The following is a 21,753-nucleotide window of genomic DNA, read 5'->3' as shown; positions in this document are numbered from 1 at the left end:
CACGGCATGTGCCGGTACTTGTTGAACCATTTGCCCCCTGGCGCGTCTTACTCTTGAAGTCCCTAAGCTTCACCCCACCAGAAAGCCCCGCTTCCCCCAGGCGGGGTTTTCGCTGTTGGGTGCCTGTTAGGACGCCGCGGCTGCTATATGGTCGAGAGGTTTCTCGTGGGGGCTCATGAAGATCGCTATCGTCATCGCCGGCTTGATCGTTGTTGCAATCGCCGCCCTCGTAGCCATCCAGCCGAGCTTTTTGAAGCCTGCGTCATTGGCCCTCGTGAAAAAATCCGACATCTTCGGCTTCTCGCCCGGGATGACATTCGACGAGACAAGCAAGCTCGTCAGTCAACGTCGCTATCTGTGCCGCCAGATCCGCGGTTCGTATACCCTCGAATGCGACATCAATGGCGCCAAGGTCACGGTCCATAGCGACGAGGCCGACGTCAGGCATCCGATCTGGCGTGTCCATGCGGAGTTGACTAATCCGGGGCCGCAGGACGTCGCCGTCAAATCGATCTCCGACCAGTTCAACGCCCAGCCAGCCAAGGACCGCGATGGTTGGACATGGATCGTCGGCCGTGGGCTCAAGCTGAGCTATGACGGCCTCGCCTTGAATCTCGTGGACGAGAGCGCGGAGGCCCGGCTTCGCAAAGACGAAGCCAAGCGCTAGATCCGGAAAAGTGTACAGCGGTTGTCCGAAAAGATCATGCTCAAACAATGTCCTTCGCGATGACGCTTCATCCTGATTCATGCGCTTTAGAGAGAGCACTGCGGGTCACCTCATCGTGAAACTTGTGACTCGGCACACCTTGTTGAGACTTCGGTAACCTAACGCCTCCAATCTCGCATCAGTATCGTTGCGTTGGAGTATCCCACAGTGCTGGATTTTAACGAGCTGCGTGAACTCGCAGCTGACGTGCGTATTTTCGTCGATGTCGCCGAGGACAAGGCCGAAGCGCTGCGAGCCGTCATCGCAGCCTATGACGTCGTGCTCGCGATCTTCCCCTCTGGAGACGGCATGGGCCTCCACGTCGTCAAAGGCAAAGGGATCCTGGACAAGATCGCAAACTCGCGGAGCCACGCGACGTACAGCCACACGGCCATCGCGGTTCCTGACCTCGAGCACGCAGAAGTGCTCAAATACCTGACGGCCCCCGTCGAGCAACGGATCGCAGCCTGAAGCGGGAGGTTTTGTTGAATCGGTGCGGGCCGAGGGTTCACCTCTCCCGTAGTGCCGAAGGTGTTCGGCCGGCCTTTTTCGCTCGGCGATGCAAAGCATTGTCCGGAGACACCCGCGTCGGCGGCCTCCTCACCGTGACGGTCTGATATCTCGCCACAAAGCGACCTGAGGCCCGCTGGAAGCGGGCGTCTCGACGGATGGGCTCCGGGCGAGCTAACGCTACGTTTCTTGACCTGCCATAGGCCTTGCCCGCTGGGGAGAGGTGAACCCTCGAACGAGCGAGCGAAGCCGATTTCGCTACGAGCCGCATGGTTCTTCAGCAGCGCGCACCGTCACCGTTGAAGCACCTTGCAGCAAGCTTAGGAGGAAGCCAGCATGAGAGCTGCAGGATGGGGTTCTCTTTTGGAAGCATTTCCTGCATAATGCTGCATGGCAAAAATAAAAGTTACTTTCAAAACCGTCCGGATCTCAGAGAACGACTGGAAGATACTGGCAGACTACCCCAACAGCGAACAGCGCGAAATCAGCGGATTCACCAGCAAGGCGGATGCCGACGACTGGATCAACGGCGACCGCAAGATCGCCTGGCTCCGCTCTCAGGGTTACGCCAAGTGACGCACTAGCTCGATCGCATCGCCCTTCAGCTCCACGCGGGCGGCCTTGGTCCTCCAAGGCTGCAACGACCCGCCTTCGGTTCATAGCAGCACCTAGGAACGCGTTGCTACTTGATGAACTCCGTCATCGGCTTGCCCTTGTCAACGACAAAGACGTTCAGCATCTTCAACGGCCGGTCACCGCCGATCTTGAATCCGGCGTGAGGCACATCGCGCGCGTTTATGATCGCAGCCCCTGTGGGCAACTCGCGATGACTTCCATCCGGCAAATCGAGCGTAGCGCCTTGCAGCACGTAGACGATTTCCTCACCGGGATAGATGTGCTTGGCCAGCGACTCACCGGGAGGCACTTCGACGACCACCACGACGACGTCCATGTCCTTTCCGGTGAGATCACCTCTCTTCAATTCCGTTCTGGAAATCGACGTTTGAGAACTCGCAGAGCCGATCAAGCAAGCGGTAGCAAATATGGAAAGGGCCAGTCGCATTGCAAACCTCCCTCGCAATATAGCTGTGAAAATTGGCATCCTGCATCATGCGCGTCCATGTCGCAAAGACACGGTCTCGGCTCGGCGCCGCCAACTGAGTGCACTGTCCTCGTAAGCCGTCGCCCATTTCCTGACTTGCTCATGGACTGTCCTTGGCCTTCCGGCTCTCGCCAATTGAAACCGGCTTGTTCAGGAAATACTCGCGGTTACCTGTCGCTGCTTCCGCATACTGGTCGATGGCCACGATGATGGCCTGGACGTGCGGATAGCACCACCCCTCCCGCGTCGCCTTTCGGCGAACATCCTCGAGCGCGGTCAGGAAGGGCGAGAGCCCTTGCTCGTCGTCGAACCAACGCCTGCTCACCACGTTCTCCCGCCAAGCACCCTGCCCTTGGTCTGGGGCGGCTGCGCACTCTTCAGCGCGTCCCGCTGGGCACAGAGACTTTCAACCTTCGCCTCCATCCGCGACAGCAGGGCTTCGGCCGATGCCGTCCCGAGACCCGCCCGCTGTAGCTGGAGGATTTCCTTCCTCTGCCTCCCCATCTGGATGCGCATCCGTTCGATCTCCAGCCTGACAGCGTCCAGGTCCGGCATGTTCAACCCCGCGATTTGAATATGGCCCATGAGAACAAAAACGGAACGAAGAGTCGAGTCAGACGTTGGACGAAAAAGGAGACGTGTGATGGCCGATAACACCCAGAAGACCCGAAAGACTGGGTTTCCGGGGATGACCCGATGACAGGAGCCCAGGAATCCTACCTCAAGACCCTCGCCGAGCAGGCCCATCAGAACCTGCCTGAGGAAGAGCTGACCAAGGCCGAGGCCTCCGAGCTGATCGACAAGATGCGGCAAAAGGCCGGGTTGGAGGAGTGACCCCATGATTGTGGGAACCTGCGGTCGTGTGGATGCAAACGAAATTGGGAATCGAAAATGCCCTATTTCGTTTGCGCCCGCGACGGTGCCGGGCAGATCATTTTGAAGAGGGACACCAGGGAAGCGGCCGAGAAAAAGGCCGCCGAGCTCCGTGACGTTGGCTACTTCGAAGTCGAGATCATCGCGAAAGCGGCCGAGAAGGCCGCCTGAGCAACTGGTGTCGCATTGCGCGCCCTGGCGTAGGTGCTCCTCCGCCTGCGCCGCACTTGTTGGGTCGCCCCTGCCCAGAACGGATGCAAGCGTGCGAGTGCGCGGCGGCCCTGCCGTCCATGGGGAATGGACGACCGCTGCTCGCTTTGGCTAGGCTGATCCAAATTCTGGAGGAGCCAAGATGCCGTACTTCACATCCAAGCAGGACCAGGCGCAACGCATTTGCAAGGTGCTGGCCGACGTGTTCTGCGCGATTTTGCTCGCGACCTTCTCGATTGTGTTTTTCGGACTGCTCGGCGGCATTGCCGCCTTCGTTGTAGTTGAGGCCGGCCTACTTGCGATTGATTGGCTCTTGCCGAACGAGGACGATGCGGCAGGCGTAGTTCGCTAGTGGACTTTCCCGTGGTGGCTCCATGCCGAAGCAGACGGGGCAGTCGGGCTTGTCAAAACTGATCGCCTATGAACTTGATGATGCTGACGATCAGGCCAGAGAGACATGCTGCAGTGCCGAGGTCGGCGAGATAAAGCAACACGTCACGTTCGTCCTCACTTAGTTCTGCCAGTGCCTTGCGCAGACGGCTACCCTCACGCGATCCGGTTTCACGGCCGGTACTCTACTTACACTGTGGAAGCTAAAACGCAGATAGGAACGGCGCGTTCCTTTGCTCAGCCCCTCGAATGAGCTGGCGCGCAACAACCCTTCGGATGTGATGTCGCGATACTCCACGTCAGCGTAGAACTTCGGCTCGACTCTGACGGGCGTGTCCGAAGGTCTTGGCCAGCGGGCTACAGGAGATCGAAGGCGACTACAACAAGCGATCCCGATCGCCCCCTTCGGTTCACGTTGGTTGGTGTAGTTCACCAGCTGTATTCCGCTCACGCACACGTGCGCCCGCCCCCTGCCCCTCCTCCGATTTTCCTGCTACCTCCTAGCCCCGCCGTCCCGGCCCAAAGCAAAGACCCTCCATACGTCCAGGGAGCAACAACCATGCGATACCTCCACACCATGCTGCGCGTGCGCAATCTCGATGTCGCGCTCAAGTTTTACCAGGATGCGCTTGGCTTGAAGGAGGTGCGGCGGATCGAGAACGACAAGGGGCGCTTCACGCTGGTGTTCCTGTGCTCGGCGGACGATCTTGAAGGCCTGAAGAAGCAGCCGCAAACGCGCGGCGCGCCGCTGGTCGAGCTCACCTGGAATTGGGACGAGGAGAAGTACGGCGAGGATCGCTTCTTCGGCCATCTCGCTTATGAGGTCGACGACATCTACGCCACCTGCGAGAACCTGATGAAGGCCGGCGTCACCATCAACCGGCCGCCGCGCGACGGCAACATGGCCTTCGTCCGCTCGCCCGACCTGCACTCGATCGAGCTGTTGCAGAAGGGCGAACCGAAGCCGCCGCAGGAGCCTTGGGCATCGATGCCGAATACCGGTCATTGGTAAGACCCAGCAGGAACAAGCCCTCTCGCCCGTCGTTCTCTTCCCAACGAAGCCGATTGGAGGAGGATGCGATGGCGAGAGGGCTGTTGCTGTGGATGCTTGGCGTGCCGATTCCGGTGATCATTCTGTTGTGGCTGTTCTTCGGCCGCTGAGCGTCGCGTTGAATTTGCAATGAAGGCTCCGCCCCGGGCGGAGCTTTTTGCATGATGGGCTCGGCGCAATCGCGCATCGCTCGATGAGGCGAATTCCGCTATCACCCGCGCAAACGACAACGCCGCGGGAGACGCCTCATGCCTGACACCAAACTGACGATTTGGGGCCGCGCCAACTCGGTCAACGTGCAGAAGGTGCTGTGGTGCCTCACCGAGCTCGGCCTGCCCTACGAGCGCATCGATGCCGGCATGCAATACGGCAAGACCCGCGAGGCCGGGTATCTGGCGATGAATCCCAATGCGCGGATTCCGACGCTGGTCGAGGGCGATTTCGCGCTGTGGGAGTCCAATTCGATCATGCGCTATCTCTGCCTCGCGCATGGGCGCAGCACGCCGATCTACCCGGAGCCGCCGAAGCTGCGCGCCTCGGTCGACCGTTGGCTCGACTGGACGCTGTCGACGGTGCAGCCGGTCGACCGCCCGGTGTTCTGGGGCATCGTTCGCGCCGCGCCCGCCGAGCGCGACATGCTCCAGGTGCAGCGCGATGCCGATGCCGCTGCCGAGGTTTGGGCCATCGCCGACGGCCTGCTCGCCTCGCGCCGTTTCATCGAGGGTGATGCGTTCACGCTCGCCGACATCGCGATCGGGTCCTATGCGCGGCGCTGGCTCGGCGTCGAAGGCATCAGCCGTCCGGCGCAGCCGCACCTCACGCGCTGGCTCGCCGAGCTCGGCAAGCGGCCCGGATTTGCGCAATTCGTCGCACCGCCGATGTCGTGACCGCTGACGCGGCGTAAGTTGCGATGATCGCGCGAGGAATCGTCGTCGCGGCGCAAGCGCCCGGCGTCACGGCAGCACTTGATGGCTACTGTGCATGGGGTTGTTTTCGCATATTTTGTTGGGCCCTAGAGCCAGCCGCGCTCGACCAGCAGCACGCAGATGATCAGCATCAGCGTCACCGCCGCGGTGGCGAGCCGTGCGGTCCAGCTGAGGCCACGGCCGACCCACCACAGCAGCGCGCAGTACATCAGCACGGGGACGAGGATATCGAGCCGCAACAGGTCCGCCGACATGGGCCTTTAGCGCCGGATGCTGGTGTCGACGCTGACCGAGCCGCCGACCTTCACGCAGGTCCCGGTGCCCTCGACCATGACGAAGCGCGGGCCATAGGAGGCGCAGGAGCCGGCCTTTCCTGCACCGTCCGTGCCCTTCAGCGGCAGGATCTTGCCGGTCTCCTTGCCCGCCTGTGGCCGCTCGGCGGGCGGCAGGCGCAGGCTCTCCGCTGCGTTCGCGGACACGGCAGCAAACGAGATCAGGATGAGGAGCGGCATGCGCATGGCCGCCTTGTAGCCCGGACGGGCCGTGCGCGCCACCGGATCGGCGCGCAGCGATGTCAGAGGAATTTGATGCCGGCCGACTTGCCGCGGCGCCAGACCACCTGGCAGCTTCGCCCGGTCCGCGCATCGCGCGCGAAGGCCAACCGGATCACCCCGGGAAGCTGGCTCGCATCCTCGTCCATCGTGATCTTCGCGCCCGTATCCGAGATGTCCTGGACCAGGCAATGCCGCGCCGCGAATCCGCCGTCGAGCGTGATCCAGGCGTGCCGCGACAGCAGCTTGCGCTCTGAGCGCTTCTTGGGCGGTGGCATCGGAAAAATCTCCCACTCCAGCGCTACTCAGGGAACCCTAAGAAACCGTTGAATTCGCCCCCTGATCATCCCGCCTCGGCGCTATCCACCGGGAGCAAAAGAGCGTTCCCGAACGGCTTGCCCGGGAGCGCAAAGGCCACTATACGTTCGCGCGCTGCAAGCCGCCGGGCACTGTTCGGCCGGCCAGCGGCCGTGCCGCGGAAAGCGGCGGGGCCCTGCGTTTGCTCCCTTCGTCTATCGGTTAGGACGCCACCCTTTCACGGTGGAGAGAGCGGTTCGATTCCGCTAGGGAGCGCCACGCTCTATCGAGCTCCCGCCTCTTCAGCCTGCCATTTCGGGGCAAGGCGCGCCTGATGGCACGCCGCCTGCACGTCATCAGCCCAATGTCCGACCGATCCGCGCATTTACCGGAAATTTACCCCTGCTCCTGCGCGACGGTATCGTTTGCTTAGAATTTGGCCGCTACCGTCGAACTACGGAAATCACCCTGAAACCCCGGTTGGCGTTCATGTCTGTTGCAGAGTTCCTGAGGCAGCGTGCAGTGGAAGTCACCTTGAACGGCAGCTACTCGCTGCCGCGCTGGTATGATTGCGAAGGCAAGCTGCGCAGCTTCGCCTGCCGCACTAAGCGCGTCTCGCCCTTCCGCATGATCGTCGACGTACCGGTGGTCGGAAAAGTCGGCGAGCGCTTGACCTCCTACTTCCAGGATTTCGGCGAATTCCAGTGCACGATCAGCGCGACGCTGAAGTCGGGCTTCCTGATGGAGCTCGAGATGACGCGGGCGCGGCGCGCCTGGATGTCCGAAAAGCTAACCTGACTCGAGAAAAAACAGAAGGACGCCAGCGTCCAGGAGCTGCGGCAAGACGCGCGTTTCGTTCCGCAAGTCCCGCACACGTTCCTGACGCTTGCCAACGGCAGCACCCATTCGTGCTTCATCATCGACGTCTCCACCGCAGGCGTCGCGATCTCCTGCGAATACGACCCGCCGATTGGAACCCCGCTTGCGGTCGGCGCCTGCGTCGGGCGCGTGATCCGCAAATTCCACCACGGCTTTGCGGTCAAGTTCGCCGAGAAGCAGTCCCGGGACGACCTCGTCCGGCTGATTGTCCGCACGCCCATGCTCCAGTCGGCCTGAGAAGCCGGGCAGATCGCTGCCCTATCGCGGCCCCATTGCAGGATCAGTTTTTGCCGATCCGGATGTCACATTTGCAGACTTGCGATCGGGGGACCGAATGGCAGTCGACAAGATCACGATTGATAAAGTCACAGTTGATAAGATCACTTGGGACAGGGTTGGCCGGGTCACCGAGCCCGGACGCTACATGTATACCTTCGGCTGGCTCACCATCACCGCCGGCGATCTCGAAATCTGGAAGCAATACCCGCAGGCCGCCTTCACGCTGCTGGCGCAACCGGCCGAGCCGGACGATTCCGTTGGCGCGGAATTCCATCTCGGAGCCTTCGATATCGCCCCCAGCGGGCCATCGCCGTTCACCACCCATTGAGCGAAGAAACCCACCCATTCGCTTGATCTGACTTACCAATCAGATCCAACGACGGGGCGCGCTGCGACAGGTGACGAGCTGGCTTTGCCATGCAATTGATGATGCTCACATTTGGCGTTGGGCGCCCTGATGAACGCTGGCTGTCGCGCTCGTTAAGCGAGCCGGCAGCGAGCGCATGACACATGGTCGCACCGGTGAATGTAGATAAGCTCATCAAGGGAACCTATTTTCGGCGCCGATGTACCTGATTGAAGCGCTACCCACTGTCATCGGAACTGCCGCCGTCGCGCCTGCGCTGCTGATGCTGTGGCTTGTCATCGCCGCCGAGGAGCGCCCGGGCCCGCCCGCCCAGGTCTGGACCGCCTTCCTGCTCGGGGCGGCCAGCATCTCGCTGCTGGGCCTCGCCCGCGCGCCCTTCGCCAGGATGGTCGCAGCGCCCGACGATCCCTGGGCGGCGCTCGCCATGCATTCGGTCTTCGGCGTCGCGCTGCCGGAGGAAGCCGTCAAGGTGATCGCCATCGTGCTGGTCTCCTCGACCAAGCGGCGGACCTTCGCCAATCCGATGGACACCGTGGTCTATGGTGCCGCAGTCGGCCTCGGCTTTGCCGCTTACGAGAACCTTGCGTATCTCGTGCAGCATGCCGAGATGTGGCGCTCGCTGGCCGCCCTGCGCAGCGTGCTGACGGTGCCGTTCCACGGCGCGCTTGGCATCATCGCAGGCGCCTACCTCACCATTGCCCGTGCCGGCACGGCGCTCGGAGCCAACCGCCATCATCGCGACTGGGCCCGCCTGTCCAGCCGCCTGCTGATCTTCGCCGGCCCACTCGCGCTGCATTCGGCGTTCGATTTTCCGCTGCTGACTCTCCAGCGCATGCCGGATCTGGACCCGACGCTGCGGATGTGGCTGGGCGCGGCGAGCCTGTTGATCGGCTTCAGCTCGATCGCGTTCGCCATCCGGCTGGTCCGGCGGGTCGCGCGCCATCACGCGCCCCGGACCGACGTCGCCCGCGAGCGGCTCAGCCAGCTGCGCCGGATGTGGGCGCTGCTGCTTGCCGGCGGCGGCGTCGGCTTCCTCGGCCTCGCCTTCGTGCTGACCTCGCTCCATCACTGGCTGATCAATCCCGAGCGCAATCTGACGCTGGCGCTGATCCCGATCGGCCTCACCTCGATCCTGCTCGGTCTTGCACTTCTGATTGTCACGACGGCGATCTACATTCTCGGCCGCAACCGCATCCGCACCAGCGCCGAAGGCTTTTCCTCGGCGCCCGGCGGGGGATAACCCTCGCGGGATGGCCAGCGCGACACGCAACTAGTAGATTGAGCCCAGCCCTCTCGTCCCGGAGCCTGCTGATGACATCGCCCGAGGAGTTCTCACGGATGCAATCGGCGATGAGCCGGGCGGTGAAGGCGCATTGGAAGGCCTTTCTGTTCGAAGGCATCCTCCTCGCCGTTCTCGGCATTGCCGCGCTGATCCTGCCGCCCCTCGCGAGCCTTGCGACCGCGATCTTCCTCGGCTGGATGTTCCTGATCAGCGGCATCGGCGGATTGATCGCGACCTACTGGGCGCGCAGCACGCCGGGGTTCTGGTGGTCGCTGATCTCGGCCGCGCTGGCGGTGCTCGCCGGCGGAATTCTGCTGGCGCGGCCGATCCAAGCGGTGCTGACGCTGACCATCGTGCTCGGTGCCTATTTTCTCGCCGAAGGCGTCACCACCATCATGTACGCACTGGAGCACCGTCGCGAGCTAAGCAGCCGCTGGTCATGGCTCCTGATCTCGGGCCTCGTCGACATCGCGATCTCCTTTATGGTGATCGCCGGACTGCCAAGCTCGGCGGAATGGGCGATCGGCGTCCTGGTCGGTATCAACCTGCTGTTCGGCGGCGCCACCCTGATCGGCATGGCCCTGGCGGCACGCAAGAGCAACACCTGAGACGCTCGTTGCGCCGTGTTCTGTTTTGGGGGTGACAACCCGCCAGCGCCGCGCTATATGGCCTGCCATGATCACCGTCGCCACCAGCTATTTTTGGTACTTTAGCTACGACAGCTCGCTGGCGGCGGGAGGATCGCGCTCAATCTGACACATTGCAGCAAACGTCCGAACAAGCCGCCAGACCTGGCGGCTTTTTTATTGGCCGGCAGGTTCTTAACAGACAGGAGCCCGCCGTGCTGAGCACGACCGACGATCTTCGTATCCGCGAACTGAAAGAGCTGAACACGCCGGAAGAGGTGATGCGGGAGGTCCCGCGCACGCTCACCGCGACGCGCGTGGTGATGGCAGCGCGCAATGCCATCCATGCGATCCTCAACGGCCAAGACGACCGCCTGCTGGTCGTGGTTGGCCCGTGCTCAGTGCATGATCCCAGGGCCGCGCTCGACTACGCCGAGCGCCTCGTACGCGTACGCGAAGACCTCGCCGACCAGCTCGAGATTGTGATGCGGGTCTATTTCGAGAAGCCGCGCACCACGGTCGGCTGGAAGGGCCTGATCAACGATCCCGATCTCGACGGCAGCTTCGACATCAACAAGGGCCTGCGTCTGGCGCGCAACGTGCTGTCGGCGGTGAACAATCTCGGCCTGCCCGCCGGCACCGAATTCCTGGACATGACGACGCCGCAATACATCGCCGACCTGGTGTCATGGGCTGCGATCGGCGCGCGTACGACCGAGAGCCAGATCCATCGCGAACTGGCGTCGGGGCTGTCCTGCCCAGTCGGCTTCAAGAACGGCACCGACGGCAACGTGCGGATCGCCGCGGACGCGGTGAAGTCGGCCTCGCATCCGCATCATTTCATGGCGGTGACCAAGCTCGGCCGCTCGGCGATCGCCTCGACCGCGGGCAACGAGGACTGCCACATCATCCTGCGCGGCGGCAGCAAGCCGAACTATGACGCGGCAAGCGTCGCGGCCACCTGCAACGAGCTGACCAAGTCCGGCGTTGCGCCGCTCGTGATGATCGATGCAAGCCACGCCAATTCGAGCAAAAAGCCGGAGAACCAGCCGCTGGTGATGACCGATATTGCCGGCCAGATCTCAAGCGGCGAGAACCGCATCATGGGCGTGATGATCGAGAGTAATCTGGTCGCCGGCCGTCAGGATGTGGTGCCCGGCAAGCCGCTTGCCTATGGACAGAGCATCACCGACGGCTGCATTGACTGGACGACCACGGCCGCCGTGCTTGAGCAGCTCGCCGATGCAGTCGAGATCCGCCGCAACACCCAGCGCGCTGGTCTGCACGAGCGATCAGCTTAGGACGTGACGAGGCGAAGTGTCAGTCGCGGGCTCAATTCTTCACCTCTCCCCGCCGGGGAGAGGTGCGGTTCCTAGCAGCCCCGGCAGATGCTCTTGATCTTCTTGTCGAGCGCCTGGTTTTCCTTGCTCAAGGGATCATTGGCGTCGCTCAGATTTTTTTCGCTCGGCACGTCAGCCGCGCGCGGCTGGCGGTGACCGACGGGTGCCGGCAACACCGTTCCAGAGGTGGCGCCGCCCGATGTCGAGCCCTTGGAGCCGCCGGTCTGTGCAACCGCCGCGCCACCGAGCAAGACCACGAGCGATGCTGCCACCATGATCTTTTTCATGTCCGCTTCTCCATTCTCAAACCGACGCACGCTCCAGCACCGCTCATGTTTCCGGCGGATAGAGATGAACGTCGCCGCAATAGTCCATGATACGATAGCGCGTTTCGGCTCCCGCTTCACCCGCATCGCCTGCGGTATTTTGTGCCACCACCACATAATTCGGCCCGACCGGCGACTTGCCGGCGCCGCCGGGAATATCGACGACATAATCAGGCTGACACAGCCCTGACACCCGCCCACGCAACTGCCGCATCAACTCCTGTCCCTGCGCCAGCGTGGTTCGCAGATGCGCAGTGCCCGGCGCGAGATCGCCATGATGCAGGTAATAGGGTTTGATCCGGCATTCGACGAAAGCTCGCATCAAATCCGATAGAGCAGCGACGTCGTCGTTGACGCCGCGCAAAAGCACGGACTGGCTCACCATGGGAATGCCGGCATCGACGAGCCGCGCGCAGGCGGCGCGCGCCGTTCCGGTCAGTTCCCGCGCATGGTTGGCGTGCAACGCGACCCAGGTGGTCGCTCCCTCGACCTTGAGCGCGGCGATCATCTCCTCGCTGATGCGCGCGGGATCGGCCACGGGCACGCGAGTATGAAGACGGATGATCCTGACGTGATCGATTCCCGCCAGATCGGCCATGATCTCGCTCATGCGACGCGGCGACAGCATCAGCGGATCGCCGCCGGTGAGGATGACTTCCCAGATCTCGCCATGCGCGCGGATGTAGTCGATCGCTGCGCGATAGGCGCTGTCCGAGAGTGCGGTTTCCTTACCGGGCCCGACCATCTCGCGGCGGAAGCAGAAGCGGCAATAGACCGCACAGACGTGAACCAACTTGAACAGCACGCGATCCGGATAGCGGTGCACGATTCCGGGAACCGGCGAGTGCGGATGATCGCCGATCGGATCGGCGTTCTCGCCCGGCTGTGCGTCCAGCTCGGCCGCGGTCGGAACGAACTGCCGTGCGATGGGATCGTCGGGATTGCCGGTGTCAATCAGTTCGACCAGCGCCGGCGTAATCGCCACCGCATAGCGCGCGGCAACGCGCTCCAGCGCCGGCAGCGTCGCTGCGGGCGCCAGGCCTTCGGCGACGAGCTCAGCCGACTCGCGCAAAGTGCGTGCAAGATTGGTCTTCGTCATGCCTCACCCGCAGGCGGTGTCCACACCACCTGATCAATTCGCGATGCGCCGCTCGCCAGCATGACCAGCCGGTCGAAGCCGAGCGCGACGCCGCTCGCCTCCGGCATCGCAGCGACCGCGGCCAGAAAGTCCTCATCCAGCGGATAGGCCTCTCCGTAGCGGCGCTGCTTCTCCGTCATCGATTCCGCGAAGCGCTTGCGCTGCTCCTCGGCGTCGGTGAGTTCGCCAAAGCCGTTCGCAAGCTCGACGCCGCAAGCATAGACCTCGAACCGTTCCGCAAGCCGCGGATCATCAAGCTTCACCCGCGCCAGCGCCGCCTCTGGAGATGGGTATTCGAACAGAATGGTCAAACGGCCCTGCCCCAGATGCGGCTCGACATGCTCAACCAGAACCTTGCTGAAGATGTCGGACCAGGTGTCGTCCTCGGCCACACGGACCTTGGCACCGGCCGCCTCGGCGAGCGCGGCACGGTTACCCTCGCCGCCCGAGATTGTCGACAGCAGGTCGATGCCGGCGAACCGCTCGAACGCCCCCGCGACCGTCACAAGCTCCGGCTCGGCGAAGGGATCGGCGGTCCGGCCTCGGAACGAGAAGGTTCCGATGCCGGTCGCCCGCGCCGCACGGGCAATGACCACGACGGTGTCCGCCATGATGGCGTCATAGGGGGCGCCTGCGCGGTACCATTCCAGCATGGTGAATTCGGGCAGGTGCAGGTCGCCGCGCTCGCGGTCTCGGAACACACGGGCAAACTCGAAAATCCGCGTCTCGCCCGCCGCCAGCAGCTTCTTGCAGGCGAATTCCGGCGAGGTTCGCAGGTAACGGCTCGCGCGGCTGCCGTCCGGCCGCATGATCTCGGTCCGGGGCGCGTGCAGATGGGTCTCATTGCCGGGCGAGATCTGGAGGACGGAGGTTTCGACCTCGACGAAGCCCTGCTCGGCGAAAAATTCCCGGAGAGCCGCGGTAATGGCCCCCCTGGCCTGGAGGAAAGGCTGTCGGTCGCGGTGCCGCCCGGGCGACCAGAACGGCGAAATCGGCTTGTCCCCAGCCATTAGCCGATTGCCCCTCGGAACAGCAAAATGCTGGCATCCAACGGCAAAATCAGTATGTTGCGGCCCGAAACGGGCGCCGAGGTCCGATTTGAGGCCCCAAGTCCCCCATCCATTCGACCACGTCCTGGCCGGTGCCGGGCCAAGCAAGCAGGAAATACAGCTTTGAGAGTCATCGCCAGTTCTATTCGCAAGGGCAACGTGATCGAGCAAGACGGCAAGCTTTATGTCGTCGTCAGCGCCGAGAACATCCATCCCGGCAAGGGCACCCCGGTCAGCCAGATCGAAATGCGCCGAATCTCGGACGGGGTAAAGATCTCCGAACGCTACAAGACGACCGACCAGGTCGAAAAGGCCACGATCGAAGAGCGCAACTACACCTACCTCTATGAGGACGGTGACGGCTACCATTTCATGAACCCGGAGACTTACGACCAGGTCCAGGTCTCCAAGGATGTCGTCGGCGACGCTGCTGCCTATCTTCAGGAGAGCATGACGGTCAAGCTGTCCATGCACGACACCAACCCGGTCTCGATCGCGCTGCCGCAGCGCGTGACGCTGGAAGTGGTCGAGACCGAGCCGGTGACCAAGGGCCAGACTGCCTCCTCCTCCTACAAGCCCGCGGTGCTCTCCAACGGCGTGCGCACCACCGTGCCGCCGCACATCACCGTCGGCACCCGCGTCGTGGTGATGACCGAAGACGGCTCCTACGCCGAACGCGCCAAGGACTAACGGGGAACAGAGCGATCGCAACAGGTGCCGCCGGGGGGCGAGACAGTGGTTGGGAAAGCTTTCCGCTTCGTCTCGCAACTCCTGGCGTCGCTTTCGCTCCTCATTGCCACCCCGCTTGCTGCGGAAGAATTTCGCAGCCCCTCGCTCACGGCCCTGCGCGTCGATTGGCGCGCAGCGCTCGACCAGTTCCGCGCCGAGATCAATAGTCGTCGGCGGGTCGCGGACGATTTCATTGTCGCGCCCCGCCGTTCGGTGCCGCGCCATGATCCGCGCGCAATACCCGCGTTGGTTCAGCTCAACGCGGTCTCCTCGCAATTCTTCACTGGCATCGCCCGCAGCCCCGTGCCGGTGCTGCTACCGTTCGACGCCGCCGCGTATCTCGAGGCGCAGCGCAACGGCGCGCCGGCTATGCTCGCGCTGTCGCGCTACCAGGCTGAATTCAATCCCGTCGACATGTTCGACGCCGGCCCCGCCGGCTACAGCGCGACGTTCTCGTTCGAGCCTGGCGCCGGCGACGGCATGCCGAGCCGGGTGTACGCAAGGCCGGTTGAGGTGCAGATCACGGGCTCGGCGCTCGTCTATGACATCGCCGATCCCTCTGGCGGCAAGGGCGAGCCGGTCAAACCCCTCGCAGCAACCTATCCAGACCTGCGCAGGTTCATCCGGGAAGGCTATCTGCGCTATGCCTTCACCCGTTTCGGCGTTGCCTATGTGGTGTCGATCCAGTGCCTTGACAGCATCGCCAAGCCGCGGCGGCTCGCCTGCAAGGAAGCCTATCCGGTCGCAGAACGCTTCCTGAAGGCGCTCCGGATCGCGGGCGGGCAACGGATGCGGCCTCTGATGGACGTTGCCTCTAACGTCCTCGATCGTCCGGCCGGACGCTCGGCAGATTTCAGCTATCGACCGAGCGGCGATATCATCCCGAATACGGGCTATCGCAAGCAAGGCGGCCATCCCGACGTGATGGCCTATGCACAGATCCGCTTTCCGCTCGAAAAGGCGCCGGCCTTCGTGCGCTCGCAATCCCATGGCAGGCGTGACAGGAGCGACAGCCCGACCGCCTATCCCTGGCGCGACAATTTCTGCGAGTCCCGCAGTTTCGAGGTCTGGCAGTGCGCCGGCGGATATGGTCACCAGGGCGAGGATATTCGCGCCGCCGATTGCCCGCCGCCCGGCGACGGCCGCGAGCCCTGCGATCCCAAGCGGCGCGGTGTCGTCGCCGTCCGCGACGCGATCGTGATCCGCTCTGCCAAGGACCAGGCTGTGACGCTGCAAGTCAACAGCCGCACCGAGCACATCCGCTTCCGCTACATGCACATGAACCCGCAGGCGCTGAACGCCGATGGCGTGCTCAATGGCCGCATCGTCACCGAAGGCGAGAAGATCGGGGTGATCTCGAACTATCTCGACCATCCCGCCGGCACCTCGATGCATTTGCATTTCGACGTGCAGGTGTTCACCCGCGACGGTTGGATCTGGGTCAGTCCCTACGTCACGCTGGTCTCGGCCTATGAGCGCCTGATCCGCGCCCGCGGCCGCGAGATCGGCCCGGAGGTCGCAGGCACTCCGCAGCCCGTGGCACACGCGCTGCCGGAAGATGTGATCAAGCAGGACCTGCGCGAGGGCTCGAGCGGCGAGGAGAATTGAGGACTTGCTCGTTCCAAGCCCAGGCGGAGCAAGAGCGTGTCGTCGCGCACACCGCCGGCTCGAACGAAGAAGGGAAAGGGTTTATGAGTGTCGGACTGATCGGTCTTCTCGACGATATCGCGGCGATTGCAAAGGCGGCAGCAGCCTCGCTCGACGATGTGGCGAGTCAGGCTGCCAAAGCGGGCACAAAGGCGGCTGGCGTGGTCATCGATGACGCGGCGGTCACGCCTAACTTCGTCATCGGTTTTGCCTCGAAACGCGAACTGCCGATCGTCGCTAAGATTGCGGTCGGATCGCTACGCAATAAGTTGCTGCTTCTGCTTCCCCTTGCCCTGCTGCTTGGCTATTTCCTTCCTGCCGCGGTCACGCCGCTGCTCATGCTGGGCGGAGCCTTTCTCTGCTACGAGGGTGCCGAGAAGGTGCTCGAGGCCATGATGCCGCATCATGCGCGCCACCACGAGGCTCAGCTCCAGCCGATTGCGCTGAATGCCCGGTCGGTCGAGGACGAGAAGGTCGCGAGCGCCATCAAGACAGATTTCATCCTGTCGGCGGAGATCATGGCGATCACGCTGGCAGCCCTCCCGGCGGGGAGCATCTGGACGCAGGCGCTGGTGCTTGCGCTGGTTGGCGTCTGTATCACTGCCGGGGTCTACGGTGTGGTAGCCCTGATCGTGAAGGCGGACGATGTCGGCATGGCCCTTGCCCGCTATGACAGCGCCTCCGTCACTGGCGGCGCGATCCGCTTACTTGGACGCGCGCTCGTCCGCGGTATGCCCACCTTCCTGGCGGTGCTAAGCACCATCGGCACCGCCGCCATGATCTGGGTCGGCGGCGGCATCATCCTGCACGGCATTGAGAAATATGGCCCACCCGAGGTCGGCCGCACGATCCATGTCGCAACCGAGGCTGCCGCACATGTCCTTCCATCCGTTGCCGGCATCATCGAATGGTCGGTCGAAGCAGCCATCTCAGGCGTACTCGGACTGCTTGTCGGCGCACTTGCGATTCCGGCAGTCGAATACGGTCTCTCACCCCTGTGGAAACGGTTGAGGCGATCGCAGCCAACCTGAACAAAGGCGGTCGCGGGCTAGGAGTGCCAGCTACTCCAAGAACGTCGTCAACTGCGCGCCCTCATCCGCCACGAACACCGCGATCAATTCCGCCGGCTCTGTTGTACTGGCATTGGCGGAGACGAGATGTGTCGAGCCCGGCGGCTCGAAGAAGGACTCGCCGACGCCGAACGTCTCGATCGGGCCGCCGCCGAGTTGCGAGCGGATCTCGCCCTTGGTGATGTAGGCCGTCACAGAGCCCGCGTGACGATGCGGCCGCGAAAACCCGCCCGGACCGTAGGACACACGTACGATGGTGACGCGCTTGCCCGGGACGTTCGGCAGCGCGTAGGACCCGATCGGCTCGACCTTATCGAGCGGCGAACCCTCCGCAGCCGTGGCGCAGAGCGGCGCCAGCGCGCCTGACACAGTGTCGATCGTCACCGGCAGCGCCTTGCCGATTGCGAGTGCGCAGGCGAGCCCGCCGAGGGCGGCGATCGCCATTGAACGAGATGCTATCGGGCGCTGCGCAGCGGCCAAACTCATTGCTGTCATGCTGACGTCCCCGCGCTGCGATCAGGATGCCGCGGCATTCGTGGCCACAGGCCGCTTGGCCGGCGTCCAGCGATACGCCGCACCAAACCGATTCCAGACGTTGATCGAGGCAACCGCCGAGGTCAGGTAGGTCAGCTCGGTTTCGGAGAATTCGCGCTTTGCCTCCGAATAGACCTCCTCGCTGACGCCACCGGGAAGCATCGTCAAGGCCTCCGTCCAGGCCAGCGCCGCGCGCTCGCGCGCGGAAAAGATCGGCGCCTCGCGCCAGACCGCGACCAGATGGAGCTTGTCGGTGGAAACCCCGATCCGTTCCGACAGAAGGACGTGATGCTGCACGCAGAAGGCACAGCCGTTGATCTGCGAGGCGCGCAGCTTGACGAGTTCGATGAGCTGCTTGTCGAGACCGGCCTTGGTTGCAAGCTGACCCAGCGCCAGCACCAGATCATAAACATCGGGCGCGAGGCGCTTGAAATCCTCGTATTCGCTGCGGGCCTGTGACATTGCCGTTCACCTCGTATTATTGTAAGCGTGCTTATATCTTATAAGAGCTCTTATATGTCACACAAGACCGCTGCCATCACAAGATCGAAAACCGCGCGCACGGCGCCCGCCGGCGACGTCGCCGTGCGTGTACCCGCTCCCGGCGAAGGCAAGCGCGGCGAGCAAGGCTATCTCGGCTATCTGCTGCGCCAGGCCCACGCCGCGGTGCGGCTGAAAATGGAGCGCACCCTCGCCGATCTCGGCGTGACCTCGCCGCAATTCGCGGTGCTGACCATGCTCAACGCCTATCCCGGCCTGTCCGGCGCCGACGTTGCCCGCCTCACCTTTCTGACCCCCCAGACGGTCGGCGTCATCATCCGCAACCTCGAACGCGACGGCGCCATCGCAATGACGCCGCATCCGGTCCATGGCCGCATTCAGCAATGGACGCTGACGCCGCGGGGCGCGACGCTGCTAAAGGCTTGCCGGCAACGTGTGCTCGAATTGGAGAAGCGCCTCGCTCTGGGTTTGGACAGCAAGACGGAAACGACGATCCGGCGCTGGCTCGCCGGGGTCGCGGCCGAGTTGCAGGAGGATTAGCCGCCCTTCAACGCGTTCTTGACCTCGCCGTCGGGCCAAGTCTCGCCTGCGGCAATCACCCGCACGCGGGTTCGGTCCGCGGCATTGACCAGCACATGCGAACTCACCCGGTCGCGGCTCGGCTCCAGGTGCAGATCAGTTTCGGGCTTCCAGCTCAGCGTGGTCGCAAGATCGCCGGGAAAGATCTGCCATTGCGATCCGTCGTCGAGTTCGACGACATGGCTTTCCGCGTGTGCGTGTATCTTCATTCCACCCCGATTCTATTCGCCGAGTGCGGGCCCCGGCCGCAGGCCGAGGCCCATGCTCCGTCAATCGTTGTCGTGATGAATCACAGTCTTCTCGCGATTGCCGAATTCATCTTCCTTCTTGATCACCGTGGTGCGGTCGGCGGGTTCACGCTCTTTGATGACCGTGGTGCGGTCGCGATCTCGGTCTCGCTCGCGATATTCATGGGACTGACCAACCGTCACACCGGCCCCGGCCGGCCCGACGTGAACGCCGACCTCGTCCGCGAATGCGGGCAGCGCGACGGCGGTAGCCATGGCGGCGGCAAACAGATATTTCCTCATCTTCTCCTCCTCGTTGTCGCAAGGGGAATGCGAGACTGCGACAATTTGTTCCGACGGAACGATTGATCCCGCCGCGCAAGATCAGCCGCAGCATCTGTTCCGGGAACCGACTCACGCACGCCATGTTTCAGGCTAGAATGTGCCCATGACGCACGCTGATTCCTCCTCCCATCCAACTCGCCGCGCCCTGCTGCAATCGACGTTCGGTGCAGCGGCGTTGCTTGCATTCCCAAAACGCGCCCTCGCCGCGCCTCCAGGCTTCGATGAATGGCGCGAAGCCTTTCGCGCGCGGGCATTGGCCAAGGGCATTTCGGCAGCGACCTGGCAGCGCGCGATGGCGCGGGTCGAGCCGGACATGAGCGTGTTCAAGCAGATGCGCAACCAGCCGGAATTCCACGAGCAGGTCTGGCAATACATCAACCGCCGCGTCTCGGACTGGCGCATCATCAACGGAAAGATCGCGCTGAAAAACAACGAAGCGCTGTTCGCGCGCATCGAGCGCGATTTCGGCGTCGAGCGCGGCACGCTGCTGGCGCTGTGGGGCGTCGAGTCCGCCTATGGCGATCCCCTGGTGCAGCAGAACCATATGACCCCGGTGTTTCCCTCACTCGCCGCGCTCGCCTGGAACGAACCGCGGCGCAAGGCCTATTGGGAGACCGAGCTGATCAACGCACTGCGCATCGTCAACAAGGGCTGGAGCACGCCGGAGCAGATGCAGGGATCCTGGGCCGGTGCGATGGGCCATTCGCAATGGATGCCGGAAGTCTGGCTCAATGTCGGCATCGACTATGACGGCGACGGCAAGGTCTCGCCCTTCGGCAAGCCCGATGACGCGCTGGGCTCGACCGCAAAATATCTCGTCAATCGCGGCAAGTGGCATCGCGGCGAGCATTGGGGCTACGAAGTGCGCGCGCCCGGCAACATCAGCGGCAGCCGCACCTATGCGGCGTGGCAAGCGGCCGGTGTCACCCGCGCCGACGGCCAGCCATTCCCGCAACCGAATGCGTCGGCGCAGCTGTGGACGCCTGTTACGGGCGGGCCGAGCTTCCTGCTCGGACCGAATTTCTACTCGGTGAAGAGCTACAACCCTTCCATGAACTACGCGCTGGCGATCTGCCATCTCGGCGACCGCTGTCTGGGCGCGCCCCCCTTCATCCAGCCCTTTCCCGGCTCCGAGCGCGCGCTGACGCTTGCCGAGGTGCAGGAGATGCAGACGCGCCTGACCAAGGCCGGCTTCGATACCGGCGGCACCGACGGCCGCGTCGGCAACGACACGATGAAGGCGGTCAAGGATTTTCAGCAGCGCGCAGGAATCACGCCGGCGGACGGCTATGGCGGGCTGAAGGTGCTGGCGAGACTGCGGCAGGGATTGTAAGCGGCTCAGTGCCTATACTGCGGTTCTTCCGCGTCGAGCTGGCGGCGGATCGCGGCGAGATGCAGCCGCGCGGATTCGGAATCGCCTTCGCGCATCTGCCTGTAGGTTTCGGCGGCAACAGCGGGATCGATCGGCAGCACCTTTCGTCCGGTCGACATCGCCAGCACCTGCACCTCGGCTGCGCGTTCGAGGTAATAGAGATCGTCCCAGGCCTCGGCGATGGTCGGGGCCAGTACCATCACGCCGTGGTTCTTCATGAAAACGATATCCGCATCGCCGACGGCGGAGGCGATGCGCGCGCCCTCGCGGTTGTCGAGGGCAAGGCCGTTATAGTCGCGGTCCACCGCGGTACGGCCGTAGAATTTCAGCGCAGTCTGGCCGGCCCAGATCAGAGGCTCGCCCTCGGTCATTGAGAGCGCCGTCGCATAGGGCATGTGGGTGTGGAAAGCGACCTTGGCGCGCGGCAGGCGCTTGTGCATCTCGGCATGGATGTAGAAGGCCGTCGCCTCGGGCACGCCCTCGCCGTCGAGCACGTTGCCGTGGAAGTCGCAGATCAGCAGCTTTGACGCGGTCAGCTCGCGGAAGGCGTAGCCGTACGGATTGACCAGGAAGAGATCGTCATGTCCCGGCACCACGGCCGAGAAATGATTGCAGATGCCTTCCTCAAAACCGTTGCGCGCGGCCATGCGGAAGCAGGCGGCAAGATCCTCGCGCGCGGTGCGGATCGCCTCGGTGGCGAGGTCCGGCCGGTTCGAACGATGGGGCGCGGGAGAGGAAGCGTGAAGACTATGCGCCATGGAAGGACACCTATGTCGGTCGGAGCTGGCCGCGTTGTACAGGGGCTGCGCCTGCGCGTCAGCCCCTGCCGGCGCCGCCCTGCCCTGCG

32 protein-coding genes, 1 tRNA gene and 1 pseudogene are annotated in these 21,753 nt (G+C 63.5%); 20 read left to right on the top strand and 14 right to left on the bottom strand.

Going from position 1 to position 21,753, the window contains the following annotated elements; translation table 11 throughout:
* Positions 1–175 precede the first annotated feature (175 nt).
* From IVB01_RS03340 to IVB01_RS03330, 3 genes are all read left to right on the top strand, one after another.
* Positions 176–667, top strand: coding sequence for a hypothetical protein (locus IVB01_RS03340; RefSeq protein ID WP_247281015.1), 492 nt, complete (start codon positions 176–178; stop codon positions 665–667).
* Positions 668–874: 207 nt separating this feature from the next.
* Positions 875–1,177 (top strand): hypothetical protein, encoded by a 303-nt coding sequence (locus tag IVB01_RS03335; RefSeq protein WP_247281014.1) that lies wholly within the window; start codon positions 875–877, stop codon positions 1,175–1,177.
* A 429-nt stretch (positions 1,178–1,606) separates the two neighbouring features.
* On the top strand, positions 1,607–1,792 hold the full coding sequence (locus IVB01_RS03330) for a hypothetical protein (protein WP_247281013.1): 186 nt from the start codon (positions 1,607–1,609) through the stop codon (positions 1,790–1,792).
* A 106-nt stretch (positions 1,793–1,898) separates the two neighbouring features.
* Here IVB01_RS03330 and IVB01_RS03325 read toward each other — a convergent pair whose 3' ends face one another.
* The 3 genes from IVB01_RS03325 to IVB01_RS03315 all read right to left on the bottom strand — a co-directional run bounded on the left by IVB01_RS03325 (position 1,899) and on the right by IVB01_RS03315 (position 2,873).
* Positions 1,899–2,168 carry a cupin domain-containing protein gene (locus IVB01_RS03325; protein ID WP_247281012.1) on the bottom strand — a complete coding sequence of 90 codons (270 nt, stop codon included), beginning with the start codon at positions 2,166–2,168 and terminating at the stop codon, positions 1,899–1,901.
* Between the two features lie 250 nt (positions 2,169–2,418).
* Positions 2,419–2,643 (bottom strand): hypothetical protein, encoded by a 225-nt coding sequence (locus tag IVB01_RS03320; protein ID WP_247281011.1) that lies wholly within the window; start codon positions 2,641–2,643, stop codon positions 2,419–2,421.
* Positions 2,640–2,873, bottom strand: a complete 234-nt coding sequence (locus IVB01_RS03315) for a hypothetical protein (RefSeq protein ID WP_247281010.1) — start codon at positions 2,871–2,873, stop codon at positions 2,640–2,642. The genes IVB01_RS03320 and IVB01_RS03315 overlap by 4 nt, the downstream gene beginning before the upstream one ends.
* 141 nt (positions 2,874–3,014) lie before the next feature.
* On the opposite strand from IVB01_RS03315, the gene IVB01_RS03310 reads away from it, so the two are divergent.
* From IVB01_RS03310 to IVB01_RS03285, 6 genes are all read left to right on the top strand, one after another.
* Complete coding sequence (locus IVB01_RS03310; protein ID WP_247281009.1) at positions 3,015–3,152, top strand: DUF3072 domain-containing protein; 138 nt, start codon at positions 3,015–3,017, stop codon at positions 3,150–3,152.
* Between the two features lie 57 nt (positions 3,153–3,209).
* On the top strand, positions 3,210–3,362 hold the full coding sequence (locus tag IVB01_RS03305) for a hypothetical protein (protein ID WP_247281008.1): 153 nt from the start codon (positions 3,210–3,212) through the stop codon (positions 3,360–3,362).
* A gap of 181 nt (positions 3,363–3,543) precedes the next feature.
* Positions 3,544–3,753 (top strand): hypothetical protein, encoded by a 210-nt coding sequence (locus tag IVB01_RS03300; protein WP_247281007.1) that lies wholly within the window; start codon positions 3,544–3,546, stop codon positions 3,751–3,753.
* Positions 3,754–3,775: 22 nt separating this feature from the next.
* Entirely contained in the window at positions 3,776–3,916 is a 141-nt protein-coding gene (locus IVB01_RS03295; RefSeq protein ID WP_247494246.1) for a hypothetical protein, read from the top strand.
* A gap of 434 nt (positions 3,917–4,350) precedes the next feature.
* Positions 4,351–4,803 (top strand): VOC family protein, encoded by a 453-nt coding sequence (locus tag IVB01_RS03290; protein WP_247281005.1) that lies wholly within the window; start codon positions 4,351–4,353, stop codon positions 4,801–4,803.
* A gap of 287 nt (positions 4,804–5,090) precedes the next feature.
* Positions 5,091–5,729: a glutathione S-transferase gene (locus tag IVB01_RS03285; RefSeq protein ID WP_247281004.1), complete on the top strand. Its 639-nt coding sequence runs from the start codon at positions 5,091–5,093 to the stop codon at positions 5,727–5,729.
* Positions 5,730–5,854: 125 nt separating this feature from the next.
* Here IVB01_RS03285 and IVB01_RS03280 read toward each other — a convergent pair whose 3' ends face one another.
* Genes IVB01_RS03280 through IVB01_RS03270 form a run of 3 tightly spaced genes read right to left on the bottom strand, consistent with a single transcriptional unit; the run spans position 5,855 to position 6,597 of the window.
* Positions 5,855–6,022: a hypothetical protein gene (locus IVB01_RS03280; protein ID WP_247281003.1), complete on the bottom strand. Its 168-nt coding sequence runs from the start codon at positions 6,020–6,022 to the stop codon at positions 5,855–5,857.
* A 6-nt stretch (positions 6,023–6,028) separates the two neighbouring features.
* The gene (locus IVB01_RS03275) at positions 6,029–6,286 is read right to left on the bottom strand and encodes a hypothetical protein (RefSeq protein WP_247281002.1); all 258 of its coding nucleotides are present in this window, start codon (positions 6,284–6,286) and stop codon (positions 6,029–6,031) included.
* A 56-nt stretch (positions 6,287–6,342) separates the two neighbouring features.
* The gene (locus IVB01_RS03270) at positions 6,343–6,597 is read right to left on the bottom strand and encodes a PilZ domain-containing protein (protein ID WP_247281001.1); all 255 of its coding nucleotides are present in this window, start codon (positions 6,595–6,597) and stop codon (positions 6,343–6,345) included.
* Positions 6,598–6,820: 223 nt separating this feature from the next.
* Between IVB01_RS03270 and IVB01_RS03265 the strand changes: the two genes are divergently transcribed.
* From IVB01_RS03265 to IVB01_RS03240, 6 genes and pseudogenes are all read left to right on the top strand, one after another.
* Positions 6,821–6,895, top strand: a tRNA-Glu gene (locus IVB01_RS03265).
* A 210-nt stretch (positions 6,896–7,105) separates the two neighbouring features.
* A pseudogene (locus IVB01_RS03260) lies at positions 7,106–7,732 on the top strand (PilZ domain-containing protein).
* Between the two features lie 97 nt (positions 7,733–7,829).
* The gene (locus IVB01_RS03255; RefSeq protein ID WP_247280999.1) at positions 7,830–8,102 is read left to right on the top strand and encodes a hypothetical protein; all 273 of its coding nucleotides are present in this window, start codon (positions 7,830–7,832) and stop codon (positions 8,100–8,102) included.
* A 238-nt stretch (positions 8,103–8,340) separates the two neighbouring features.
* Entirely contained in the window at positions 8,341–9,381 is a 1,041-nt protein-coding gene (locus IVB01_RS03250; protein ID WP_247280998.1) for a PrsW family glutamic-type intramembrane protease, read from the top strand.
* A 71-nt stretch (positions 9,382–9,452) separates the two neighbouring features.
* Positions 9,453–10,031, top strand: coding sequence for an HdeD family acid-resistance protein (locus IVB01_RS03245; protein ID WP_247280997.1), 579 nt, complete (start codon positions 9,453–9,455; stop codon positions 10,029–10,031).
* Between the two features lie 233 nt (positions 10,032–10,264).
* Positions 10,265–11,350 carry a 3-deoxy-7-phosphoheptulonate synthase gene (locus tag IVB01_RS03240; protein WP_346015593.1) on the top strand — a complete coding sequence of 362 codons (1,086 nt, stop codon included), beginning with the start codon at positions 10,265–10,267 and terminating at the stop codon, positions 11,348–11,350.
* Between the two features lie 71 nt (positions 11,351–11,421).
* Here the strand turns inward: IVB01_RS03240 and IVB01_RS03235 are convergent, their stop codons facing one another.
* Genes IVB01_RS03235 through epmA form a run of 3 tightly spaced genes read right to left on the bottom strand, consistent with a single transcriptional unit; the run spans position 11,422 to position 13,863 of the window.
* Positions 11,422–11,676: a hypothetical protein gene (locus tag IVB01_RS03235; RefSeq protein WP_247280996.1), complete on the bottom strand. Its 255-nt coding sequence runs from the start codon at positions 11,674–11,676 to the stop codon at positions 11,422–11,424.
* A 43-nt stretch (positions 11,677–11,719) separates the two neighbouring features.
* The gene (locus IVB01_RS03230; RefSeq protein ID WP_247280995.1) at positions 11,720–12,814 is read right to left on the bottom strand and encodes a lysine-2,3-aminomutase-like protein; all 1,095 of its coding nucleotides are present in this window, start codon (positions 12,812–12,814) and stop codon (positions 11,720–11,722) included.
* Positions 12,811–13,863 carry an EF-P lysine aminoacylase EpmA gene (epmA, locus tag IVB01_RS03225; protein WP_247280994.1) on the bottom strand — a complete coding sequence of 351 codons (1,053 nt, stop codon included), beginning with the start codon at positions 13,861–13,863 and terminating at the stop codon, positions 12,811–12,813. Before epmA ends, IVB01_RS03230 begins: the two co-directional genes overlap by 4 nt.
* A gap of 162 nt (positions 13,864–14,025) precedes the next feature.
* Here epmA and efp point away from each other — a divergent pair, with 162 nt between their 5' ends.
* The 3 genes from efp (at position 14,026) to IVB01_RS03210 (ending at position 17,309) form a co-directional block, all read left to right on the top strand.
* On the top strand, positions 14,026–14,592 hold the full coding sequence (gene efp, locus IVB01_RS03220; protein ID WP_027572324.1) for an elongation factor P: 567 nt from the start codon (positions 14,026–14,028) through the stop codon (positions 14,590–14,592).
* 24 nt (positions 14,593–14,616) lie between these two features.
* Positions 14,617–16,239, top strand: a complete 1,623-nt coding sequence (locus tag IVB01_RS03215; protein WP_247449065.1) for a M23 family peptidase — start codon at positions 14,617–14,619, stop codon at positions 16,237–16,239.
* Between the two features lie 83 nt (positions 16,240–16,322).
* Complete coding sequence (locus IVB01_RS03210; protein WP_247280992.1) at positions 16,323–17,309, top strand: DUF808 domain-containing protein; 987 nt, start codon at positions 16,323–16,325, stop codon at positions 17,307–17,309.
* A 30-nt stretch (positions 17,310–17,339) separates the two neighbouring features.
* On the opposite strand, the gene IVB01_RS03205 is transcribed toward IVB01_RS03210, so the two are convergent.
* Positions 17,340–17,843, bottom strand: a complete 504-nt coding sequence (locus IVB01_RS03205) for a cupin domain-containing protein (protein ID WP_247280991.1) — start codon at positions 17,841–17,843, stop codon at positions 17,340–17,342.
* A 21-nt stretch (positions 17,844–17,864) separates the two neighbouring features.
* Complete coding sequence (locus IVB01_RS03200) at positions 17,865–18,344, bottom strand: carboxymuconolactone decarboxylase family protein (protein WP_247280990.1); 480 nt, start codon at positions 18,342–18,344, stop codon at positions 17,865–17,867.
* A gap of 54 nt (positions 18,345–18,398) precedes the next feature.
* On the opposite strand from IVB01_RS03200, the gene IVB01_RS03195 reads away from it, so the two are divergent.
* Positions 18,399–18,923, top strand: coding sequence for a MarR family transcriptional regulator (locus IVB01_RS03195; RefSeq protein WP_247280989.1), 525 nt, complete (start codon positions 18,399–18,401; stop codon positions 18,921–18,923).
* Here IVB01_RS03195 and IVB01_RS03190 read toward each other — a convergent pair.
* On the bottom strand, positions 18,920–19,171 hold the full coding sequence (locus IVB01_RS03190; RefSeq protein WP_247280988.1) for a hypothetical protein: 252 nt from the start codon (positions 19,169–19,171) through the stop codon (positions 18,920–18,922). The genes IVB01_RS03195 and IVB01_RS03190 overlap by 4 nt on opposite strands.
* Before the next feature lie 60 nt (positions 19,172–19,231).
* The gene (locus IVB01_RS03185) at positions 19,232–19,492 is read right to left on the bottom strand and encodes a hypothetical protein (protein ID WP_247280987.1); all 261 of its coding nucleotides are present in this window, start codon (positions 19,490–19,492) and stop codon (positions 19,232–19,234) included.
* Between the two features lie 145 nt (positions 19,493–19,637).
* On the opposite strand from IVB01_RS03185, the gene IVB01_RS03180 reads away from it, so the two are divergent.
* Positions 19,638–20,867: a lytic murein transglycosylase gene (locus IVB01_RS03180; RefSeq protein WP_247280986.1), complete on the top strand. Its 1,230-nt coding sequence runs from the start codon at positions 19,638–19,640 to the stop codon at positions 20,865–20,867.
* A 5-nt stretch (positions 20,868–20,872) separates the two neighbouring features.
* Here IVB01_RS03180 and IVB01_RS03175 read toward each other — a convergent pair whose 3' ends face one another.
* On the bottom strand, positions 20,873–21,664 hold the full coding sequence (locus tag IVB01_RS03175) for an aldolase (protein WP_247280985.1): 792 nt from the start codon (positions 21,662–21,664) through the stop codon (positions 20,873–20,875).
* Positions 21,665–21,753: the final 89 nt, after the last annotated feature.

It is taken from the genome of Bradyrhizobium sp. 164, assembly GCF_023073715.1.
In the GTDB taxonomy this organism is placed as follows: Bacteria; Pseudomonadota; Alphaproteobacteria; order Rhizobiales; family Xanthobacteraceae; genus Bradyrhizobium.
The sequence above is the reverse complement of the archived record's forward strand: the minus strand, read 5'-3'. Positions and strand labels throughout refer to the sequence as shown.

Bases quoted from the DNA above. Each gene is read 5' to 3' on its own strand.
- IVB01_RS03340 (WP_247281015.1), top strand. From the start codon at position 176: ATGAAGATCGCTATCGTCATCGCCGGCTTGATCGTTGTTGCAATCGCC.
- IVB01_RS03330 (WP_247281013.1), top strand. From the start codon at position 1,607: ATGGCAAAAATAAAAGTTACTTTCAAAACCGTCCGGATCTCAGAGAAC.
- IVB01_RS03325 (WP_247281012.1), bottom strand. From the start codon at position 2,168: ATGGACGTCGTCGTGGTGGTCGTCGAAGTGCCTCCCGGTGAGTCGCTG.
- IVB01_RS03315 (WP_247281010.1), bottom strand. From the start codon at position 2,873: ATGCCGGACCTGGACGCTGTCAGGCTGGAGATCGAACGGATGCGCATC.
- IVB01_RS03310 (WP_247281009.1), top strand. From the start codon at position 3,015: ATGACAGGAGCCCAGGAATCCTACCTCAAGACCCTCGCCGAGCAGGCC.
- IVB01_RS03305 (WP_247281008.1), top strand. From the start codon at position 3,210: ATGCCCTATTTCGTTTGCGCCCGCGACGGTGCCGGGCAGATCATTTTG.
- IVB01_RS03300 (WP_247281007.1), top strand. From the start codon at position 3,544: ATGCCGTACTTCACATCCAAGCAGGACCAGGCGCAACGCATTTGCAAG.
- IVB01_RS03295 (WP_247494246.1), top strand. From the start codon at position 3,776: ATGCCGAAGCAGACGGGGCAGTCGGGCTTGTCAAAACTGATCGCCTAT.
- IVB01_RS03290 (WP_247281005.1), top strand. From the start codon at position 4,351: ATGCGATACCTCCACACCATGCTGCGCGTGCGCAATCTCGATGTCGCG.
- IVB01_RS03285 (WP_247281004.1), top strand. From the start codon at position 5,091: ATGCCTGACACCAAACTGACGATTTGGGGCCGCGCCAACTCGGTCAAC.
- IVB01_RS03280 (WP_247281003.1), bottom strand. From the start codon at position 6,022: ATGTCGGCGGACCTGTTGCGGCTCGATATCCTCGTCCCCGTGCTGATG.
- IVB01_RS03275 (WP_247281002.1), bottom strand. From the start codon at position 6,286: ATGCGCATGCCGCTCCTCATCCTGATCTCGTTTGCTGCCGTGTCCGCG.
- IVB01_RS03270 (WP_247281001.1), bottom strand. From the start codon at position 6,597: ATGCCACCGCCCAAGAAGCGCTCAGAGCGCAAGCTGCTGTCGCGGCAC.
- IVB01_RS03255 (WP_247280999.1), top strand. From the start codon at position 7,830: ATGGCAGTCGACAAGATCACGATTGATAAAGTCACAGTTGATAAGATC.
- IVB01_RS03250 (WP_247280998.1), top strand. From the start codon at position 8,341: ATGTACCTGATTGAAGCGCTACCCACTGTCATCGGAACTGCCGCCGTC.
- IVB01_RS03245 (WP_247280997.1), top strand. From the start codon at position 9,453: ATGACATCGCCCGAGGAGTTCTCACGGATGCAATCGGCGATGAGCCGG.
- IVB01_RS03235 (WP_247280996.1), bottom strand. From the start codon at position 11,676: ATGAAAAAGATCATGGTGGCAGCATCGCTCGTGGTCTTGCTCGGTGGC.
- IVB01_RS03230 (WP_247280995.1), bottom strand. From the start codon at position 12,814: ATGACGAAGACCAATCTTGCACGCACTTTGCGCGAGTCGGCTGAGCTC.
- epmA (WP_247280994.1), bottom strand. From the start codon at position 13,863: ATGGCTGGGGACAAGCCGATTTCGCCGTTCTGGTCGCCCGGGCGGCAC.
- IVB01_RS03210 (WP_247280992.1), top strand. From the start codon at position 16,323: ATGAGTGTCGGACTGATCGGTCTTCTCGACGATATCGCGGCGATTGCA.
- IVB01_RS03205 (WP_247280991.1), bottom strand. From the start codon at position 17,843: ATGACAGCAATGAGTTTGGCCGCTGCGCAGCGCCCGATAGCATCTCGT.
- IVB01_RS03200 (WP_247280990.1), bottom strand. From the start codon at position 18,344: ATGTCACAGGCCCGCAGCGAATACGAGGATTTCAAGCGCCTCGCGCCC.
- IVB01_RS03195 (WP_247280989.1), top strand. From the start codon at position 18,399: ATGTCACACAAGACCGCTGCCATCACAAGATCGAAAACCGCGCGCACG.
- IVB01_RS03190 (WP_247280988.1), bottom strand. From the start codon at position 19,171: ATGAAGATACACGCACACGCGGAAAGCCATGTCGTCGAACTCGACGAC.
- IVB01_RS03185 (WP_247280987.1), bottom strand. From the start codon at position 19,492: ATGAGGAAATATCTGTTTGCCGCCGCCATGGCTACCGCCGTCGCGCTG.
- IVB01_RS03180 (WP_247280986.1), top strand. From the start codon at position 19,638: ATGACGCACGCTGATTCCTCCTCCCATCCAACTCGCCGCGCCCTGCTG.
- IVB01_RS03175 (WP_247280985.1), bottom strand. From the start codon at position 21,664: ATGGCGCATAGTCTTCACGCTTCCTCTCCCGCGCCCCATCGTTCGAAC.